Annotated in this window: 20 protein-coding genes; 13 read left to right on the top strand and 7 right to left on the bottom strand. The window is 60.3% G+C overall.

The features are described from left to right. Window positions 1–87 precede the first annotated feature (87 nt). Window positions 88–1,050 carry an NAD(P)H-quinone oxidoreductase gene (locus tag ACY8D3_RS11555; protein WP_462378923.1) on the top strand — a complete coding sequence of 321 codons (963 nt, stop codon included), beginning with the start codon at window positions 88–90 and terminating at the stop codon, window positions 1,048–1,050. Window positions 1,051–1,105: 55 nt separating this feature from the next. Next, the gene (locus ACY8D3_RS11550) at window positions 1,106–1,939 is read left to right on the top strand and encodes an aldo/keto reductase (protein WP_462378922.1); all 834 of its coding nucleotides are present in this window, start codon (window positions 1,106–1,108) and stop codon (window positions 1,937–1,939) included. A gap of 3 nt (window positions 1,940–1,942) precedes the next feature. Here the strand turns inward: ACY8D3_RS11550 and metR are convergent, their stop codons facing one another. Both metR and ACY8D3_RS11540 read right to left on the bottom strand, forming a co-directional pair. Next, the gene (gene metR, locus ACY8D3_RS11545) at window positions 1,943–2,869 is read right to left on the bottom strand and encodes a transcriptional regulator MetR (RefSeq protein ID WP_462378921.1); all 927 of its coding nucleotides are present in this window, start codon (window positions 2,867–2,869) and stop codon (window positions 1,943–1,945) included. Window positions 2,870–2,982: 113 nt separating this feature from the next. Further along, window positions 2,983–3,573 (bottom strand): exopolysaccharide biosynthesis protein, encoded by a 591-nt coding sequence (locus ACY8D3_RS11540; protein WP_462378920.1) that lies wholly within the window; start codon window positions 3,571–3,573, stop codon window positions 2,983–2,985. 138 nt (window positions 3,574–3,711) lie between these two features. Here ACY8D3_RS11540 and ybaK point away from each other — a divergent pair, with 138 nt between their 5' ends. From ybaK to ACY8D3_RS11520, 4 genes are all read left to right on the top strand, one after another. Beyond that, on the top strand, window positions 3,712–4,182 hold the full coding sequence (gene ybaK, locus ACY8D3_RS11535) for a Cys-tRNA(Pro) deacylase (RefSeq protein ID WP_462378919.1): 471 nt from the start codon (window positions 3,712–3,714) through the stop codon (window positions 4,180–4,182). Between the two features lie 97 nt (window positions 4,183–4,279). After that, window positions 4,280–5,374 carry an NADH:flavin oxidoreductase/NADH oxidase gene (locus tag ACY8D3_RS11530; protein WP_462378918.1) on the top strand — a complete coding sequence of 365 codons (1,095 nt, stop codon included), beginning with the start codon at window positions 4,280–4,282 and terminating at the stop codon, window positions 5,372–5,374. Between the two features lie 170 nt (window positions 5,375–5,544). Then, complete coding sequence (locus ACY8D3_RS11525; protein ID WP_462378917.1) at window positions 5,545–6,888, top strand: glutamine synthetase family protein; 1,344 nt, start codon at window positions 5,545–5,547, stop codon at window positions 6,886–6,888. Window positions 6,889–7,010: 122 nt separating this feature from the next. After that, a complete protein-coding gene (locus ACY8D3_RS11520) occupies window positions 7,011–8,411 on the top strand; it encodes an MFS transporter (protein ID WP_462378916.1) in 1,401 nt (466 codons plus the stop codon). 25 nt (window positions 8,412–8,436) lie between these two features. Here ACY8D3_RS11520 and ACY8D3_RS11515 read toward each other — a convergent pair whose 3' ends face one another. The 4 genes from ACY8D3_RS11515 to flgA form a co-directional block, all read right to left on the bottom strand. Beyond that, a complete protein-coding gene (locus ACY8D3_RS11515; RefSeq protein ID WP_462378915.1) occupies window positions 8,437–9,171 on the bottom strand; it encodes a flagellar brake protein in 735 nt (244 codons plus the stop codon). Window positions 9,172–9,248: 77 nt separating this feature from the next. Further along, window positions 9,249–9,719 (bottom strand): flagella synthesis protein FlgN, encoded by a 471-nt coding sequence (locus ACY8D3_RS11510; protein WP_462378914.1) that lies wholly within the window; start codon window positions 9,717–9,719, stop codon window positions 9,249–9,251. A 45-nt stretch (window positions 9,720–9,764) separates the two neighbouring features. After that, a complete protein-coding gene (gene flgM / locus ACY8D3_RS11505) occupies window positions 9,765–10,085 on the bottom strand; it encodes a flagellar biosynthesis anti-sigma factor FlgM (protein ID WP_462378913.1) in 321 nt (106 codons plus the stop codon). Between the two features lie 217 nt (window positions 10,086–10,302). Next, window positions 10,303–11,073, bottom strand: coding sequence for a flagellar basal body P-ring formation chaperone FlgA (flgA, locus tag ACY8D3_RS11500; RefSeq protein ID WP_462378912.1), 771 nt, complete (start codon window positions 11,071–11,073; stop codon window positions 10,303–10,305). A gap of 72 nt (window positions 11,074–11,145) precedes the next feature. Here flgA and ACY8D3_RS11495 point away from each other — a divergent pair, with 72 nt between their 5' ends. The 4 genes from ACY8D3_RS11495 to ACY8D3_RS11480 all read left to right on the top strand — a co-directional run bounded on the left by ACY8D3_RS11495 (window position 11,146) and on the right by ACY8D3_RS11480 (window position 14,792). Further along, entirely contained in the window at window positions 11,146–12,078 is a 933-nt protein-coding gene (locus tag ACY8D3_RS11495) for a chemotaxis protein CheV (protein ID WP_462378911.1), read from the top strand. Between the two features lie 49 nt (window positions 12,079–12,127). Next, window positions 12,128–12,958, top strand: coding sequence for a protein-glutamate O-methyltransferase CheR (gene cheR / locus ACY8D3_RS11490; protein ID WP_462378910.1), 831 nt, complete (start codon window positions 12,128–12,130; stop codon window positions 12,956–12,958). 156 nt (window positions 12,959–13,114) lie between these two features. After that, window positions 13,115–13,891, top strand: a complete 777-nt coding sequence (locus tag ACY8D3_RS11485; protein ID WP_462378909.1) for a hypothetical protein — start codon at window positions 13,115–13,117, stop codon at window positions 13,889–13,891. Next, entirely contained in the window at window positions 13,881–14,792 is a 912-nt protein-coding gene (locus ACY8D3_RS11480) for a 1-aminocyclopropane-1-carboxylate deaminase/D-cysteine desulfhydrase (RefSeq protein ID WP_462378908.1), read from the top strand. Before ACY8D3_RS11485 ends, ACY8D3_RS11480 begins: the two co-directional genes overlap by 11 nt. Here the strand turns inward: ACY8D3_RS11480 and ACY8D3_RS11475 are convergent. After that, on the bottom strand, window positions 14,789–15,724 hold the full coding sequence (locus ACY8D3_RS11475; RefSeq protein WP_462378907.1) for a DUF1853 family protein: 936 nt from the start codon (window positions 15,722–15,724) through the stop codon (window positions 14,789–14,791). The two genes, ACY8D3_RS11480 and ACY8D3_RS11475, sit on opposite strands and share 4 nt — an antisense overlap. 96 nt (window positions 15,725–15,820) lie before the next feature. Here ACY8D3_RS11475 and ACY8D3_RS11470 point away from each other — a divergent pair, with 96 nt between their 5' ends. From ACY8D3_RS11470 to ACY8D3_RS11460, 3 genes are read left to right on the top strand one after another with little or no spacing between them, the layout of a single operon-like run. Next, window positions 15,821–16,717 carry an NAD(+) kinase gene (locus ACY8D3_RS11470; protein WP_462378906.1) on the top strand — a complete coding sequence of 299 codons (897 nt, stop codon included), beginning with the start codon at window positions 15,821–15,823 and terminating at the stop codon, window positions 16,715–16,717. Then, entirely contained in the window at window positions 16,717–17,688 is a 972-nt protein-coding gene (locus ACY8D3_RS11465) for a metallophosphoesterase (protein WP_462384353.1), read from the top strand. The genes ACY8D3_RS11470 and ACY8D3_RS11465 overlap by 1 nt, the downstream gene beginning before the upstream one ends. After that, window positions 17,685–18,566 (top strand): rhomboid family intramembrane serine protease, encoded by an 882-nt coding sequence (locus ACY8D3_RS11460; RefSeq protein WP_462378905.1) that lies wholly within the window; start codon window positions 17,685–17,687, stop codon window positions 18,564–18,566. The genes ACY8D3_RS11465 and ACY8D3_RS11460 overlap by 4 nt, the downstream gene beginning before the upstream one ends. Window positions 18,567–18,627: the final 61 nt, after the last annotated feature.

The raw sequence follows: 18,627 nt of genomic DNA, 5'->3' as shown, positions 1-18,627 counted from the left end.
ACGAAAGCCGTTCCGGCATGGCGTGGCGCCTTCGATTCCACCCGCAAGCGCAGCGCTGGAGGGTTCAGGGGCCACTATGGAGGTAGCGTGAAAGCATTGCAAGGTATTGAAGGGCGCGTTGAATGGGTCGATGCGGACGCTCTGTCCTGCGGTCCAGGGCAGGTGCGCATAAAGGTGGCGGCGGCTGGTTTGAACCGAGCCGACCTGCTCCAGCGTGACGGGATGTACCCGCCGCCGCCAGGCGCGAGCCCCCATATCGGGCTGGAGTGCGCCGGGATCGTGATCGAGGTCGGTGAAGGCGCCGAATGGCGCGAGGGCGATAGGGTCTGCGCACTGCTGGCGGGCGGGGGCATGGCAGAAGAGGTCGTGGTCGACGGCCGTCACGTGATGACTGCACCGTCGAATCTGTCGCTCCACGAGGCAGCGGCGCTGCCGGAAGTGTATTGCACGGCCTGGTTGAACCTGTTTGAGCTGGCTGCGTTGCAAAGGGGTGAAAAGGTACTGCTGCACGCAGGCGCAAGCGGCGTCGGTTCGGCAGGTATTCAGCTATGCAAGGCGATGGGCAACCCGGTCTGGGTCAGCGTCGGTTCACAAGAGCGGCTGGCGTACTGCGAATCCCTCGGCGCGGAAGGTGGGGCGCTACGGAAGGTGGACCTGGAAAGCCTGCGCGACTTCGCGCCGTTCGATGTCATCCTTGACCCGGTCGGTGCCCCATACTCGGCACTCAATCTGGACCTTCTTGCACAAGATGGGCGCTGGGTGCTCATTGGGATGATGGGCGGGCGAAAGGCCGAGGTTGATCTCGCCCGCGTGCTTGGCAAGCGGATTCAGCTGATTGGCTCGACATTACGCAGCCGGGACGCGGACTTCAAGGCGCGTTTGATTGCCGATATGCGTGAGCGTGTGTGCCCTCTTTTTGAAACGGGGCAGTTGAAGCCACAGCTGGAACGAACCTTCTCGATGAAGGACGCCGAGGCTGCGTTCGAGGCGCTGGCCAGCAATCAGGTATCCGGCAAGGTTGTGATCGTTATCGACGAATCGCTTCGTTGACCCGGCGACTGCCCGGAAGCGGGCGGCCATGTTCGAATCTCAAAGGGGGCGACCCATGCAGCGCTTCACGTTCCAAGATGGGAGCGCCGTGCCGCGCATTGGTCAGGGTACTTGGCGCATGGGCGAAGTGGCGAGCGAACGCCAGCGCGAGGTCGCCGCGCTGAGACTGGGCATTGATTGCGGATTGCGTCTCATCGATACGGCAGAGATGTACGGTGAGGGGGGCGCCGAGCAGGTCGTCGGTGAAGCAATCGCGGGAAGACGCGATGACGTCTATATCGTTAGCAAAATCTACCCGCACAACGCCAGCAGGCGAGGCACCGTCCAGGCCTGTGAGCGTAGCCTCCGTCGCCTCGGGACGGAGGTGATCGATCTCTACCTGCTTCATTGGCCGGGCAGTCACCCACTTGAAGAGACAGTCGAGGCCTTCGAGCAGTTACGCGACGAAGGCAAGATCCGTGCGTGGGGCGTGTCGAACTTCGATGCTGACGAGCTGGCATCAATGGACGCGTCGGGTCTAGCGGGCTGCACAACGGACCAGGTTCTCTACCATCCGCAACAACGAGGCATCGAGTTTGACCTGCTTCCGTGGTCGAAGGCGCATGCCATGCCTCTGATGGCCTACTGTCCGCTCGGGCAAGGCGGCCGTTTGCTTGAGCATCCGGTGCTATGGGACGTAGCCCAACGTCACGGTTGTCTTGTCTCGCAAGTAGCGCTTGCGTGGGGACTTCGCCACGATGGAATGGTGGTCATACCGAAGGCGTCTGATGAACGTCACGTCCGCGCGAATGCGCGCGCCTTGGAGACCAACCTGACCGACGAAGACCTGGCTCAAATCGACGCAGCGCTGCCGGGCCCAGAGCGTAAGGTACCGCTGGCCATCGTCTGACGTTCAGCGGCTTTTGGGTGCGGCGCTCACACCTTCGAGCGTCGCGAAGGAGGTGTCCTTTGCCGTCAGCAGGAAATCACGCATGAACGGCGAATCCAGCATGTCCGCGCGGATTGCGGCATGCAGCGTTGCGAACAGGCCCTTGTCTCCCAGTCGTTTTGCCGTGACATACCCGCGTGAACTGTATTCATGCAGTGCCCAGTTTGGCAGGCAACAGACACCGCGGCCCGATGCGACCAGTTGCATCATCATTACCGTCAGTTCAGACGTGCGCACATGAGCGGGTTCGACGCCTGCCGGGTCGAGAAAATGGTTGAAGACATCAAGCCGGTCCCTCTCTACCGGATAGGTGATCAACACCTCGGATTCGAGGTCTTCAGGCGTGATGTTCGAGCGTGTGGCCAGCGGATGCTGATTCGCAACCGCCAGTAGCGCTTCGTAGGTGAAGAGCGGGACATACGTAATGCCGGGCAGGTCCACCGGATCCGACGTGACGACGAGGTCGAGGTCGCCACGGGCGAGGGCGGGCAGTGGCGCGAAGGAGAAACCAGACGCCAGGTCCAGTTCAACTTCCGGCCAAGCGTCACGAAATTGGTCGATGGTTGGCATCAGCCATTGGAAACAGCTGTGGCATTCGATGGCCATGTGCAGCCGTCCTGCCGTACCGCCAGCGAGCCGGGCAAGATCACGTTCGGCGCTGCGTAGCTGGGGAAGCACCTCATCAGCCAGCTGAAGAAGCCGCAAGCCGGCGCTTGTGAAGCGTACGGGCTTGGTCTTGCGTGTGAACAACTGAAGACCTAGTCGCTCTTCGAGCTCCTTGAACTGATGTGAGAGGGCCGACTGCGTCAGGTGCAGCCGTTCCGCAGCTTCGACGAGGCTGTCGGTCTCACGCAGGGCGTGAAGTGTTTTCAGGTGGCGAATTTCAAGCATGGGAACCATTCCGGCAGGTGGCGGCCCATCGACGCGCCCAGTTCAACTGGATCGAGCGTGATATGAGCGCAACTAATGCAGGGAGTGTCCCTGATGAGTGTGTAGCTGTCGAGCTAGAGGAAGGTACTGGCAATGACGCCGATGAGTCCGGCAACGATGAACATCGAGCAGACAGCTGCCACGCCGTCTCGAGTGATCAGGGAGAGACTGAGCAGGCATATGGCGGCTCCGGCCAGGCTGTTGGCGAACGGGATCAGTTCGAGTGGCGGCATCGTCAATGCGACGGTCAGGCAAAGCAGGCCAACGATGTAGATGGCGACGCCTCGTGTGAGGATGGCAAGCCGCGGCTTCAGCACGGCATCGACGTAGCGCGCCGGCTTCTTCAGCCAGCGCAAGGTTCGCCTCACACGGCTACGACGGATCTTGCGCTTGAGCAGCCATCTCGGCAGCCAGATGTATTTACGCCCCATCAGGAGTTGGATTGTGACGAGACTGATGACAAGCGACATGATCGTCGGAACGCCGGGAATGCCTGACAGCGGCGATACGACGATCAACCCCGGAACGAGCAGCAGGGGGCCGAAGCTACGACCGCCAACCGCCTCGACGATTTGCTCGAAACTGATTTCGCGATCATTGGGCGCAACCTTCTCCAGGCAGGTCAGAAAGCCCATCAGGTCGGTTGGTGTTTCAGGCTGGTTCATGTGCTTCGCTCGGTTCACTCGAGTGTTCGAATCGGTCTATCCAGGTGCCGTTCCCTCAATGCGACACTCGGCGCTGAGGGTGCTGCCAAGAGGCCGTCCAGCGGCCTAGAATGGGGATAGATTCCTCTGGGCTGAGCCATGACACCTGCCATCGACCTGTTGAAGAAAGCCAAAGCTGAGCACCGCGTGCTGAGTTATACCCACGATCCGAAAAGCGCATCTTACGGACTGGAAGCAGCCGAAAAGTTGGGCCTCGCCCCAGCGTTGGTGTTCAAGACACTGCTGGCCGCGACCGAGCGGGGAGAGCTGCTGGTGGCAGTGGTGCCGGTTACCGGTACGCTTGATCTGAAGGCGTTGGCGGGCGCTGCAAGCGTAAAAAAGGTCGACATGGCCGACCCTGTAGCAGCGCAGCGGGCTACGGGCTATTTGGTAGGGGGCATCAGCCCGCTCGGGCAGAAGAAACGGCTTCGTACGTTCATTGACAGCTCGGCGCTTCAGCATGACTCGATTCATGTCAGTGCGGGCCGAAGGGGCCTCGAACTGGAACTGGCACCACAGGTGTTGGCTCAACATACCAGCGGGACCTTTGCGGCCATCGCTCGCGGCTGATGGCTTTGCTGTCAGGTTCCGGGATGGCGGGGATGCGTAAAGGCACCTATTTTCCAGTGAACTGCCTTTGTGGGTGGCTCCGAATGCCGAGGTGAACATGACCAAGCTCTTCGAACCCATGACGCTACGCCGTGTGACACTTCCGAACCGCATCGTCGTGTCACCCATGTGCCAATACTCTGCTCAGAATGGCCTTGCCAACGATTGGCACATGGTTCACCTAGGAAGCCGCGCAGTCGGGGGCGCCGGACTCGTGCTCGTCGAGGCGACCGCTGTGTTGCCTGAAGGAAGGATCACGCCAGAGGACCTAGGCATCTGGAATGATGAACAGGTCGGTCCGTTACGCCGAATCACGCAATTCATCGAAAGCCAGGGCTCGGTTGCCGGTATTCAGCTGGCCCATGCCGGGCGTAAGGCCAGTACCTGGCAGCCCTGGCTTGGCAAGTCGGGGGCTGTCCCTGTGGGTGCAGGCGGGTGGACCCCAGTAGCGCCTTCCGCAATCGGATTCGGCCCCGATCATGCAGTTCCCCATGCGCTTGGCGCCGATGAAGTAAAAGCGGTGATCGATGCCTTTGTCCGTGGTGCGGAACGTGCACTGGCGGCGGGATTCAAGATTGCCGAAATCCATGCGGCCCACGGCTACCTCCTGCATCAATTCCTTTCACCACTGTCCAATCGGCGAGACGACCAATACGGTGGAAGCTTCGATAACCGCATCCGACTTCTACTTGAAATCACCGAGGCGGTCCGCGAGACCTGGCCAGAAGAACTGCCACTGTTCGTTCGCCTGTCCGCAACGGACTGGGTCGAAGATGGCTGGAATGCCGAGGATTCCGTGGAGCTGGCGCGCCGCCTGAAGGCAGTTGGGGTGGATCTCGTTGATGTTTCTTCCGGCGGTACTTCTGCCAATGCCGAGATCCCGGTTGGCCCCGGCTACCAGACTGCCTTCGCGGAGCAAATCCGACGCGAAGCGGGCATCGCGACCGGCGCTGTCGGCATGATCACCGAAGCCGTTCAGGCCGAACACATACTGCGCACGGGCCAAGCCGATCTGATCTTCCTGGCGCGCGAGCTGTTGCGGGACCCCTATTGGCCGCTGCATGCGGCCGAAGCGTTGCGGGATCGGTCGGTCCCTTGGCCCGCTCAATACGTTCGCGCAGCGCACCGCGATACACCTATCCGCGGCGCATAGCTGGAGCTGGAACGGCCCCGGACGCCTATCGTGTTGGTGGCCGGCGTGTAGAATCGCGAACATGCCTGACTGGCTGGACATCTTCCCGCCAGCCTGCGATACCCGGCCAGGCGTCTGTCAGGGCGCCCGGTCATTCTTTGTGTGGACGATGGGCTGATAAGGGACGGGTCATGACGAGCGAAGGCCAGGACACTCTGCGCGCGCGATTGGGCAGCGTGACTGAGGTGGAGTGCATAACCCCCGATCTGAATGGCGTGCCGCGTGGCAAGGTCATGACAGGGGAGGGCTTCCTTGAAGGACGGCGCTTGCAGCTGGCCAGAGGGGTGCTTCTCCAATGCATGATGGGAGGCTATCCACCGACGCGCTTCTATGGTGATGACGACGGCGATGTCGCCATGACGCCTCAACAGGATCAGATCCATCTGCTTCCATGGAGCGCTGAGCCACGCGGGCTTGCAATCTGCGATGCGACTGAGCTGGACGGCACACCATGCCTGCTGTCGACGCGTCAGTTGTTGAAGACAGTAGTGGAACGCTATCGGGCAAGAGGGCTCCAGCCAGTAGTCGCCACGGAGCTCGAATTCTTCGTCTTCGCACCAAACCCGGATCCGAACAAACCGTTCGAGGCGCCCATAGGCGCTGACGGACGGCAGGAGATCGGTCAGTCCGCCTTTAGTGTGACGTCGAACAATGGACTGCGACCCTTCTTCAGCGAGGTTTACCAGGCCATGGCCCACTTCGGCATGCCGCGGGACACTTTCATGCATGAGATGGGCACCAGCCAGTTCGAAATCAATCTGCTTCATGGGGATCCGCTGCTGCTGGCAGACCAGACGTTCCTATTCAAGCACCTGTTGAAGGAAATCGCGCTCAAGCATGGTCTGTCGGTGGTATGCATGGCGAAACCGCTCGCTGGTACGGCGGGCAGCTCCATGCATATCCATCAGAGTCTGACCGACCGGTGTACCGGCGCGAATATCTTCAGCGATATGAAGGGATCGCCTACTGCCGCGTTCCGGCATTACATCGGTGGTCTGCAGGCGTGCCTGCCTGATCTCACGTTGTTCATGGCCCCCCATGTGAACTCCTTCCAGCGTCTATGCAATCCGTTTGCTTCACCGAACAATTGCTGCTGGTCGCTCGACAATCGCGCCGCGGGGTTGCGTATCCCGGCAAGTGGCCCAGAAGCGCGGCGCGTGGAAAACCGATTGCCAGGCGCAGACGCCAATCCGTACCTGTCGATAGCGGCAAGCCTGGCGGCAGGCTTGTACGGTATCGAGAACGCAATCGAGCCCGATGCGGCCGTGCAGGGTGAACTCGTCGTGCCAGATGGACTTGTGCTGCCGGGAACGATGCACGCCGCGCTGGAGCGCCTCAGACGCAGCGAACTGGCGAGGGCGTTGTTCAACGAGGCCTTCGTCGACGGCTATGTCGCGACGAAGGCTATGGAACTCGCGCATTTCTTCGATGAAATCACCCCCTGGGAGCGTCGCTTCCTGGCCGCGTATGCCTGAGCCGACCATGCGCTAATCTCTTTGCGACGTGCGAGACACTTGCACGTCGGCGCTGTCGAAACGCAGTTCATGGCCGGGCCTTTGGACGACCGGCCGTTCTGTCTTCGCTTCACGGAGCACCAATGCGCCTCATCTGGAAGTCATTTCGAGCGCTGTATTTCGCCACGCTGTTGATGCTCATGGGCTCCGGCCTTCTGAGCACGTATCTCGCGTTGCACCTGTCGGAAACCGTAGACGGCATCTGGGTCGGCGCGATGATGGCGGCTAACTACATCGGTCTCGTGCTGGGAGCGAAGACAGGCCACCGCCTCATCGCGAGGGTGGGGCACATCCGGGCTTACGCGGCATGCGCCGGTATTGTCAGTGCTGCGGTACTGGGCTTTGGCATCGTCGATTGGTTACCCGCCTGGCTTCTGCTGCGGATGATGGTCGGCCTCGGCATGATGTGTCAGTACATGGTGCTTGAAAGCTGGTTGAATGAGCAGGCGGAAGCCAAGTCGCGTGGACTCGTGTTCAGCGCCTACATGGTGGCCTCCTATATGGGCCTTATCCTGGGCCAGATGGTGTTGGTGGTTCATCCAAGCCTCGGTCCCGAATTGCTCATGCTGGTGGCGATGTGTTTTGCACTGTGCCTGGTACCTGTCGCCCTTACCGGAAAGCTGCACCCGGCCCCGTTGCGTCCTGCGCCGCTCGAGCCGCGGTTCTTCCTGCAGCGCGTGCCCGTATCGCTGATGACAACGTTCGCATCGGGCCTCGTCATTGGCGCGTTCTATGGCCTGGGCCCGTTGTATGCGTCTCGCGTAGGCCTGCCGACAGAGGAGGTCGGCCTGTACATGGGTGCGTGTATCCTGGCGGGACTCGTTGTGCAGTGGCCACTGGGTTGGTTCTCGGACCGTTCGGACCGATCCAAACTGATTCGCAATGCGGCACTGGCCTTGACCATAGCGTCGCTTCCCCTCGCGTTGATGCCAGAACTGCCGCTGCAGCTGATTTTGCCCCTAGCGTTCATTGTTAGCCTGCTGCACTTCAGTCTTTATCCCCTTGCGGTGGCGTTCGCGAACGATCATGTCGAGGCAGAGCGGCGCGTGTCGCTCACAGCGATGCTGCTGGTGACCTTCGGTATCGGCGCCAGTATCGGTCCACTGCTGGGTGGGCTGCTGATGAAGCTTTTTGGCGCGAACATGCTTTACGCATTCTTCAGCGCATGTGGCCTGCTTTTGGTCTGGCGCGTGAGGCCGGATCAGGTGACACACAAACATCAGGTCGAGAACGCGCCGCTTCAACACGTTCCCATGCAGGACAGTACGGCGAGTTCACCCCTCACGGCAGCGCTCGATCCGCGGGTCGACGAGCAGGTGGTTCAGGATGTCATGACGGAGGATGCGCCGGAAGCCGCAGCGCCGGGCGACGAGTCGGTTACTTCCGAAACGGAGGCTTCGCCTGGGGTTGATGGTGCTGGAGTTTTGAGCGGCTCGGGTTCAGATACGCCTGAAGACGGCGATGAGCGGAAAGACCGGCCATAGGGGGCCGGTCGATCAGGATAAAGGGCTAGTCGACGCGGCGCGCTTCGCGCTGGAGCTGATAGACGAAGCGCTCGACATTGCGCTGTTCGAGGCCGCTCATCCTGTGAAAGCGGATGCCGGCGAAGGTCTTGTCGGCTTCGTTCGAATAGTGGCAATGGCGCAGCTCAATGGCCATCGTCAGTGCGCCGAACGGTAACCTGGCGGTGAAGGTGTCATAAACCTGGCCGGGTTGGATGCGGTCGGTGACATTCCCCGGGAAGCGAATCCTGCATCCTGTGGCGGAGATATCCAGCATCTGCCCGCTGATCGCGTCCGACAGGCGCTTGCCTCCGAGATCGACGTCCACCAGTTCGCTCAGCTTGAGGGACACGCGAAACGCGTTGCGGCGCTGGTAATAAATGACCTCAGCGGGCAGATATCCCCAGTAGCATTTCGCACCGGAAAGCTCACCTACCTGAAGCGCGCCGTCGGAGGACCAGGCGATCTTGACGCCATCATGATAGCCGTGGACCTTGAAAGGCTCACCGTTTGTGATGAATCGCTCGCCTGCGTTGGGAATGATTTCATCGAGCGCATAAACGCCGCGCTCTTTATCAACGGCGACAACGAAGCTCTGAAATAGCTGGCCGCGGCCCTCGAAGCTGATTACCAATGGGTCGCGTCCTTCCAGGAGCGTCCTCAGGTTGGCCTGTACTTCGACAGCCGTCTTCAGGATACGAGGGGGCTGTGGGCCATCGTTTTGGGCAAAGAGGGTGGACACGTCCAGTGCTCCGGTCTCTTGATACGTTGCACCAGAATACTGGCTTATCGACAGTATGTCCTTGTGCGAGTTGAAAATCAGGCTTCGCTCAGCGGGCGCTGGTATCCAGACCGTGCCGTGCTGCCACGTCGATCGTACAGGCTCGGTGTATCGTTACCGCCGCGCAGGATGCCAAGCAGTTGCCCAACAGCCGCCTGGTTGGCATTGATAAGACGCCCGTTTCGCACATTGCTGGCCCGGCACTGCTCGAGCCCGGCGCTCAGCGCCTCGCTACGTTCCACAAGGGCGGTGCCTTCGGCCGCGCGCTTGGCAAGCGCTTCCAGCCCGTCTCGATCAGCAGGCAGTCCCGCCTTGGACATCAATGCGGTCCGCATTTTGGCATGCTGGTCCAACAGCGCCAGCAAGGGCTGCTTCTCAGCCAAGATGGCCTGGAGTCGTTCCAGGTCACGTGCCTGGAGCGCGTCGAACTCTTCATCGATGAGGCCACGAAGGCGCTCGGCATGGCCGACGTCTTCTTCGAACAATTGCAGCAGGGCAGCAGCAGGCATTCAGAATACTCCGCGTGAGCTAACGCGCGGCACAAATCCTGAGGATCAGCGCTGCGCTTCGAAATTGAGCATTTTGCTGGCGACGCGTTCGCTGTTGACCTGGTAGCTGCCATCAGCGATAGCAGCCTTGAGGCTTGCAACCTTTTCGCTGTTGACCACTGGTAGGTCTTTCAGTCGGTCGGTCACGCCTTTCAGATCCTGCGCTTCCTGGCTCAGCTGAACGCTCTCGCCGCGCGACGTCGAAGCGGCTGCCTGTGGCTCAGCGGCCTTCGTGGGCTTTTCCGCCTGGGAAGGGCCTTGCGTGGCGCTTGTTCGACTTGTCGTCGGGGCCGAAGTCGAATTCGGCCGATTGAATTCGATAACCATGTCTTGAAACCTCGTAGTGGACGCTTGCCAAGCTTTTCGGCGCTACCGAAGGAAACTTGAGCTTTTTTTTCATCCCGCCACCGAGAGGTCGTCGATTCCGCATAACAGACGTACCTGGCGTCCATCGACCGTACAACGGATGGCTGGCACATGCTACACCTTTCGTCGATGCCTTGCTCGACGAGGCCGTGCCGAAAACGAGGTTTCGTCGACGTGTCTACATATCCACCTCGACCTGCCCGGGACCGGTCACCCGAGCTTTGACCACGCGCTCCGAGCGCTGGTTGCGGACACGAATCTGCTGGCCTTGGGCGCCATCGGCCAGCGCCTCGCCCGGCATCTTCACATTGATAGCGCCACTACGCGCAGAAATCACGACCTGGTCGCCACGGCGAACGAGTTCCGCATCGTTCAGGAAGGAGGGGCTGAGCACCTGATCCATGACGGTCGGGCGCGTGAGTTTCTTACCGACGACCTGATCGACAGATGTCAGGTAGCCCTGCTTTATGAGCCCGATGTCGCGCTCGGCAAGCGCCACCTGATCGAAGCCAATGACGGCGAGACGTTTCAGTGGCTGCGTCGTCACGACTACATTTCTAAAGAACTTAACCTGGGCGGGAACGAACACCGTCCACGGTGCGCTGCCGGTGCAGGTGATACGGACAGTCACCCGGCCGATCGGCTCGGCGGGGCTTTCAAGTGATGCATTGATGCCGTCCGGGCAATAGCCGAGGCGCAGGCGGGGATCAATTGTGTTGATGCTGATCTCGTGACGTGCTTCGATTGCACTACGTTGCAGATAATCTTCTACAGTCCATTCAAGAAAACCCTGGGCAGTGCCGATAAGCTGGTTGGGCGTAGTGACAAGCTCCTGCGCATACGTCTGCGAGGCCAGCAGTAGACCGCAGCCGAGCGAAAGCGACCGTACGCCGCGCTTGAAAAGGCGGAATCGGGCGATCAGTCGAAAAAGTGACGTAAATGTATTCATGACCGGATTTCAGCAAAGGGCGTGCCATTTGCGGAATCGGGAATACGCATCAGTCTTTATGAGGTAATCGGCATGGCCGGTGTATTGGATTCGGTTAATCAGCGAACACAGCTGGTGGGGCAGAACCGTCTGGAGCTGCTTCTGTTCCGGCTGGATGGCTCGCAGCTTTACGGCATCAACGTGTTCAAGGTGAAAGAGGTGCTGCAATGCCCACATCTGACCATCATGCCGAAGTCCAGTCCGGTTGTGCGCGGTGTCGCGAACATTCGTGGCGGTACATTGCCCATTCTCGACCTCTCGATGGCGACGGGTCGACGCGGCCTTGATGACATCAAGAACAGTTTTGTCATCATCACCGAGTACAACTCGAAGATTCAGGGATTCCTGGTGCGCTCCGTTGAGCGCATCATCAATATGAACTGGGAGTCGATTCATCCGCCACCCAAGGGTACCGGGCGCGCGCACTATCTGACTGCGGTCACCCGGGTAGACAACCAGCTTGTCGAGATCATTGATGTCGAGAAGATCCTGGCCGAGGTTGCGCCGACCTCGGAAGTCATTTCCGAAGGTGTGATCGACAGCGAGACACAGGCCAAGGCCATGTCTCGTCGCGTGCTGATCGTCGATGACTCGTCAGTCGCTCGCAAGCAGGTCAAACGCTGCCTCGAAAGCGTTGGCCTGGAAGTCGTCGCACTTAATGACGGGCGTCAGGCGCTGGACTATCTTCACAAGATGCTCGACGAGGGCAAGCAGCCCAATGATGAGTTTCTGATGATGATCTCCGACATCGAGATGCCCGAGATGGATGGCTATACCCTGACGGCAGAGGTGCGCCACGATCCAAGAATGCAGAAGATGCATATCCTTCTGCATACATCGCTGTCGGGTGTGTTCAACCAGGCGATGGTGAAAAAGGTCGGCGCCGATGATTTCCTGCCGAAGTTCAAGCCGGACGAATTGGCGTCTCGCGTGGTCGAACGAATCAATGCCGTGTGCGCAAGCTGAAGCCCAGCTTGCCACACCACGCTTTTACCCTGTTGCGCGAGGCCTCTGAGTGTCATCCACGAACAATTCGGATTTCGAGCAGTTCCGCGTCTTTCTCGAAAAGACCTGCGGGATCCTGCTCGGCACCAACAAACAGTACCTGGTTTCCAGCCGCCTCAACAAGCTGATGGAGCAGCAAGGTATTGCGTCGCTTGGAGAGCTCGTCCAGAAGATGCAGTCACCCGTAAGGGGAACGCTGCGTGAGCAGGTTGTCGATGCCATGACGACCAACGAGACGCTCTGGTTTCGCGACGCCTATCCCTTCGAGGTGATGAAGTCGAAGGTCTTGCCTGAAATGCTCAAGGCAAGCCCGGGCCAGCGCCTCCGTATCTGGTCGGCGGCGTGCTCGTCTGGTCAGGAGCCCTATTCGCTGGCGATGACGCTCGATGAGTACGAGCGTACGGCGCCGGGCCAACTCCGTGCCGGTGTGCAGATCGTGGCAACCGATTTGTCTGGCTCGATGCTTAATGCATGCAAGACTGGAGAGTACGACAGCCTTGCCATGGGGCGGGGGCTTTCTCCAGATCGCCTGCAGCGTTATTTCGATCCGAAGACGCCTGGCCGCTGGGTTGTGAAGCCGACGATCCGCAATCGCGTTGAGTTTCGATCACTCAACCTGCTGGACAGCTACGCGCCTCTGGGCAAGTTCGACGTCGTGTTTTGCCGGAACGTCCTGATCTATTTCTCGGCAGATGTGAAGAAAGACATCCTCACGCGCATCCATGCCACCCTCAAACCAGGTGGCTATCTGTTCCTGGGCGCATCGGAAGCCCTGAACGGCCTGCCGAACCTGTACCAGATGGTTCAGTGCAACCCAGGCATCATCTACAAAGCGAAGTGATCTGCCTGGCAGCCCGGATGGCTGCCAAGCGTGTCACACCTGCGTGACGCTCTCTGGCCTAGACTAGCTGCCGAACCGTTGCCGCCACCGCCCTGGTGCGGCTATCTGTGTTCAAGGCTAATGTCCTGCATTCGTTAAGCCAGAGGAGCCCGCACCGTGAGCCCGCTCAAGCCGCCCCCACTGACCGAGGCCGTATTTTTGTTCCACGGCTCGGAGATCATCCGCGAGATGTTGCCAGCCGAGTTCGACGCATTGCTCGATGGCCTTGCAAGCGTCGAGTGCTTCGCTTGCGACCGGGCACCCGCTATCTATGCGCTAATCGACAGCCAGTTGAGTCTTCAGGCGCTTGTATGCTTCTGGCTAGACTTCGATTCGGCCGGCGTCCCGCTGATCGAGTGGAACCTGCCTTTGCGGCAGCTGGCGGACGCTGCGCCATTCAAGCAGATACGTAACGGTCAGCACCTGCGCATTGCGCAGCCCAGCAACGAAAATGCCGATTCGCTGAACCTCCAGCTCTGGACACCTAGTACGAACCATCTGCAGTTGCTTGAGGCGCGGGTCAAGCGCAACCGCCTGGGTATTCTGACCGACGCGCCGGTGGAGCCCGATGAAGGCACTGCCATGCCTGCCGAAGCTGTATTGGCAGCGCTCAAGCAGGCGCATCAGCGCCAACTGGCGGCGTTGGCGAAGCAGCATCAGGAGGCTATCGAAGAATTGAAGAAGGCGCATCGCGTGATCGCAGCACGCGCATTGCAGGAAGAGCGGGCCAAGACAAAACGTTGGCATCAAGCGGCGCTGCATCTTCAGCGCGAGCTCATGGCGCTTCGTGCGTCCGTAGCAGACGTACCGGCCTCGTCAGCCCACACTACCGGCAGTCCAAGTACAACACTGCTAAACACCTCGTATGGGCGGAGCGGGGCGATTGGCGAGTAATACGGCGCACGTCCCTCTTGTCCCGGTATCGCCTGGTTGGCTCGACGGCACTGGCGTCGAGCTGGCGGTTTTACGCCTGGACCTCACGGACCCCGTGATCAGTGGTAACAAACCGTTCAAGCTGGCAGGCTATCTGGACCTTGCACGTGCAACGGGCGCAACGACTCTCATCAGCCTGGGCGGCGCGCATTCCAATCACCTGCATGCATTGGCCGCGGTGGGCAATGCCATGGGGCTTCGTACGGTTGGGCTACTCCGAGGCCATCGCTGCGAAACCCCTACCGTGCGGGACCTCGAAACCTTCGGCATGGAATTGCACTGGCTTGGCTATGGCAGCTATCGGGCGCGCCACGCTGCTGATTTCTGGACGCCTTGGCAGGCTCGCTATCCCGGCGCGGTGATGATCCCCGAGGGCGGTGGTGGGGCGCTGGGCGCTAACGGCTGTGGTGAGATTCTAACGCTTCTCGATGCTGGCCTTGACGGGGTGGGTTGGTCCACCGCTGACGAGATTTGGTTGCCGGTGGGGACCGGGACGACGCTCGCCGGGCTGGTGCTAGCCGGTGCTTCAGGTGTCGTTGGTGCCGTTGCAGTGCCAGAAGGCTATGGCGTTCCTGAAAACATTGCCTCGATCCTTGGCGAGCAAAGGCGGGCCGATTCACCCTATCGCCTGGTTGACGCCTCACGAAAAGGTTTTGCGAAGCGGGATGAAGCGCTTAACACGTTTATGGTCGAATTCGGACAGTCGTGCGATGTGCCGTTGGAACCGATCTATACCGGCAAGGCTTTGATGGCGCTGCGAGACGCGGTGATCAATGACGGTCTGGCGAGCGGTTCCCGAGTGGTCTTCATACACACGGGCGGCCTGCAAGCCCGACGGGGCTTTGGTCTCAACCTTCCCTAGTCACTTGATGCCTGTGCGGAAGCGCCATGCCACGCATCGTCCACGAGCATCACGCGTTCCATTTCGATGCCCGTGCTTGGATCAAGGCGAGCCAGCAGCTTTGCGGGCGCAGGTGTAGGAAACTCTGCCTTCCAATCCGAGAATCTGTCGGGGAGCGCCTCGGTCAAGGCGGGCAGTGCGGGGGCGAGCCAGCGCTGTCGAGGAATCAGCCGCCACATTGCCGGGTCAGCCTGCAAGGCAAAGTCGCCGTACCGCATCCAAGACCCTCGTTGATGAGCCGGATGGGCAAGCTTGGGAGGGCTGCAGCACATGCCAGCGGGGTAAAACAGATAGCCGCCCAGCCAGAGTGAAGACCGTATAGGTTCACTGGTCATCGTACGAAGTGCCGCGAGTCCCGCTTCGCTGGAGGAGAGCTTCAGTTGCCGGTCACGAAGGCGGGTGAGCTTTATGCCTAGACGGTCCGTTATGTCGGTGCCATGCCAGGCATGAACGTCAGTGCCATCGCCTCGTTCCGGTCCCAGGTACAACTTGACCGCAAACTCGACGTGATGAACGCCATCGCCGTCCCGGTACACCATGTCCATTTCGCCCAGCGTCCTGTTGCCGTCGCGGATGGCGAGGTTCGTCGCGAGCAGATCTACGCCATGGGCCGATCGCACCGCGAATTGCCACAGGGCTTCGTAGTAATGGCCGAGGCGGCCCGTGAACCGGCCGGCTAGATAAGTATCGAGCGCCGCTGGCGCCTGGTCGAGCGCAGTCAGCCAATCGCGCATCGACGTCGGCTGCTCTGCCCATACGCTCGCGATGAGTGGATGCCGCTGTTCTTCGATGGAATGCAGCAGCGGCGGTGCGGTCAGAACCCAGGCAAGGTCGCGAACGGTGGGCGAGGTCAGGTCGTCAATGATCTCGGCAAGCGAACTGAAGATCGTCATGCGTTCAGCATAGCGTGCCGAAGCGCTTGGGTGGTTTGCCGGTACCGGCACCATTGCCCATAATTCGATCGTCCAGCCTGTCACTCCGGGAGTCCCATGCAGCAGCAGTTTCGCAATATTGGCATCATTGGCCGCCTGGGCAGCTCCCAGGTTCTGGACACTATCCGACGCCTGAAGCGGTTCCTGTCGGACCGCGGTTTGCATGTAATCCTCGAAGAAACCATTGCCGATGTCTTGCCGGGACACGGCATGCAGGTCTCATCGCGCAAGTCGCTGGGTGAGGCCTGTGACCTCGTTATCGTGGTGGGCGGCGATGGGAGTTTGCTCGGCGCGGCGCGTGTGATGGCCAATCACAAGGTCCCGGTGCTGGGCATCAATCGTGGCAACCTTGGATTCCTCACGGATATCCGTCCGGATGAGCTCGAGGTCAAGGTCGCCGAAGTGCTGGACGGCCAGTACATGATGGAAAGCCGCTTCCTTCTCGAGGCGGAAGTGCGTCGTAATGGCGAGGCGATCGGGCAAGGCGATGCCCTGAACGACGTAGTGCTACACCCTGGCAAATCCACGCGCATGATCGAGTTCGAACTGCATATCGATGGGCAATTCGTTTGCAGCCAACGTGCGGATGGGCTGATCATTTCCACCCCGACCGGGTCGACTGCCTATGCGCTTTCGGCCGGCGGCCCAATCATGCATCCCAAGCTCGACGCCATCGTTGTCGTGCCAATGTACCCCCATACGCTTTCGAGCCGCCCCATCGTCGTGGACGGTAACAGCGAGCTCAAAATCGTCGTCTCGCCCAATATGCAGATATATCCACAGGTGTCCTGTGATGGGCAAAATCATTTCACCTGCGCACCGGGTGATACCGTCAAGGTCAACAAAAAGCCTCGCAAGCTGCGTCTTATTCACCCGCTGGACCACAACTACTACGAAGTCTGTCGCACCAAGCTCGGGTGGGGAAGTCGGCTGGGTTCGCCGGGGGCGCCATGATGTTGGATGCGGCACGGGGTTACGACATTATTGGCGACGTTCATGGCTGCGGGCGAACACTCGAGTACCTGCTCGAGCGTCTCGGCTATCGGCGCACGAATGGCGTCTGGCGACATTCCCGGCGCATGGCGCTTTTTCTCGGCGACATCGTTGACCGCGGGCCTCGCATCCGTGAGGCCCTTCATCTGGTTCATGACATGGTGGACGCCGGGCAAGCCTTGTGCCTGATGGGCAATCATGAGTATGACGTGCTCGGGTGGCATACCGTCGCACCGCCCGAAAGCGAACGTGGCCATATCAGGGAACACTCGGAGCGCAACAGCCGAATCATCGGCGATACGCTGGAGCAGTTCGCGCATCATCCCGGGGACTGGCGGGATTTCCTGGGCTGGTTCTATAGCTTGCCATTGGCAGTCGATGCCGGCCGGTTCCGTCTGGTCCATGCTTGCTGGGACCACATGCTGGTGAAGTCGCTGTTCGAGCGTTTCCCGGATGGTCGCGTCGACCAAGCCTTCCTCCGTGAGTCGGGGATCGCGGAAAGCCTTCCATGCCGCACATTTGATCGGTTGCTGCGCGGGACGGGGATGCGGCTGCCGGACGGTCGAACGATCCGTGGTCGGGACGGTTTCGAGCGCTCTGTGTTTCGCACGAAGTTCTGGGAGCCATCGCCACGTACCTTGGGCGATATCGTCTTCCAACCAGACGGATTGCCAGAGGACATGATCGACTGCCCTCTTACCGAGGAGCAGCGCAGCCAATTGCTGTGTTATGGCGACGACCAGCCGCCCCTGTTCGTGGGGCACTACTGGCGTAACGGCGAGCCCGAGCCTATCCGGCAGAACCTGGCCTGCCTGGACTACAGCGCTGTCCTGGGCGGCAAGCTCGTCGCGTATCGTTTCGACGGAGAGCAGCAACTCGAAGCCAGCCGATTCGTATGGGTGGATGTAGATACCCCGGAGGCACGTGAGTGAGCCAGGTAGAGGCGTTTCGAGTAGCGCTGGATGTCGACTTGCGGGGTTTCACCACGCTATTGCGGGCGCTGGGTGTTGCACACCGCGTCGTTGAATCAAACGATGTCCAGATCGTCTGGGTGTTGGACGACGGCAGCGCTGAAGAGGTCAGGGCACTGTACGCCGCGCATCCGGACGGTGCCGAGCCTGAGCATGTCGAGCTGTCCGAGCGGATGCAGGCGCGGCAAGCACGGCGCCGCAGCGTCAAGGAGCAATTAGCGAGCAATCCCGCGACAACGGCAATGTTGGTGCTGACGTTGCTCGCCGCGCTCTTCACCGGCTTCGGTGACCAATTCTCGACTATCCGATGGCTCAGCTTCCTGGACTTCCGTATTCAGGACCAGTACCTGTATTTCGCGCCCGTCGAGTACACGCTGACGTCCCAGTGGTGGCGACTCATCACCCCGATGTTCATTCACTTCGGTTTTCTGCACCTTGCGATGAACAGTCTCTGGTTCTGGGAGTTGGGAAGGCGGATCGAAACACGGCATGGCGGCCTGACGCTACTGGGGCTTTCGCTTGTGTTCAGCCTGATCGCGAACGTCGCTCAGTACACGTATGGCGGGCCGAGCCTGTTTGGCGGGCTGTCCGGGGTGCTTTACGGGCTGCTCGGTTATTGCTGGATTTTCCAAAAGGTCTCGCCCAATTCAATTTTCCGACTACCGCCGGGTGTGGTTGGAATGATGCTGATCTGGCTAGTTGTCTGCATGACCGGCGTGGTTGGCGCACTGGGCTTCGGGGCGATTGCCAATGCAGCGCACGTCGGTGGGTTATTGGCGGGCTGCGCGTTCGGTGCGATCGCGGGCATGCTGTCACGTGGGCGCGGTCAGCCGGCCTGAGGCGAGACCGGTCGCCGGAGGCGACTCGACGGCGATCTACCCAACCCCCTAAAATGGGCGC

The sequence above is a fragment of the Pseudomonas sp. Marseille-QA0892 genome (assembly GCF_054950135.1).
The sequence above is the reverse complement of the archived record's forward strand: the minus strand, read 5'-3'. Positions and strand labels throughout refer to the sequence as shown.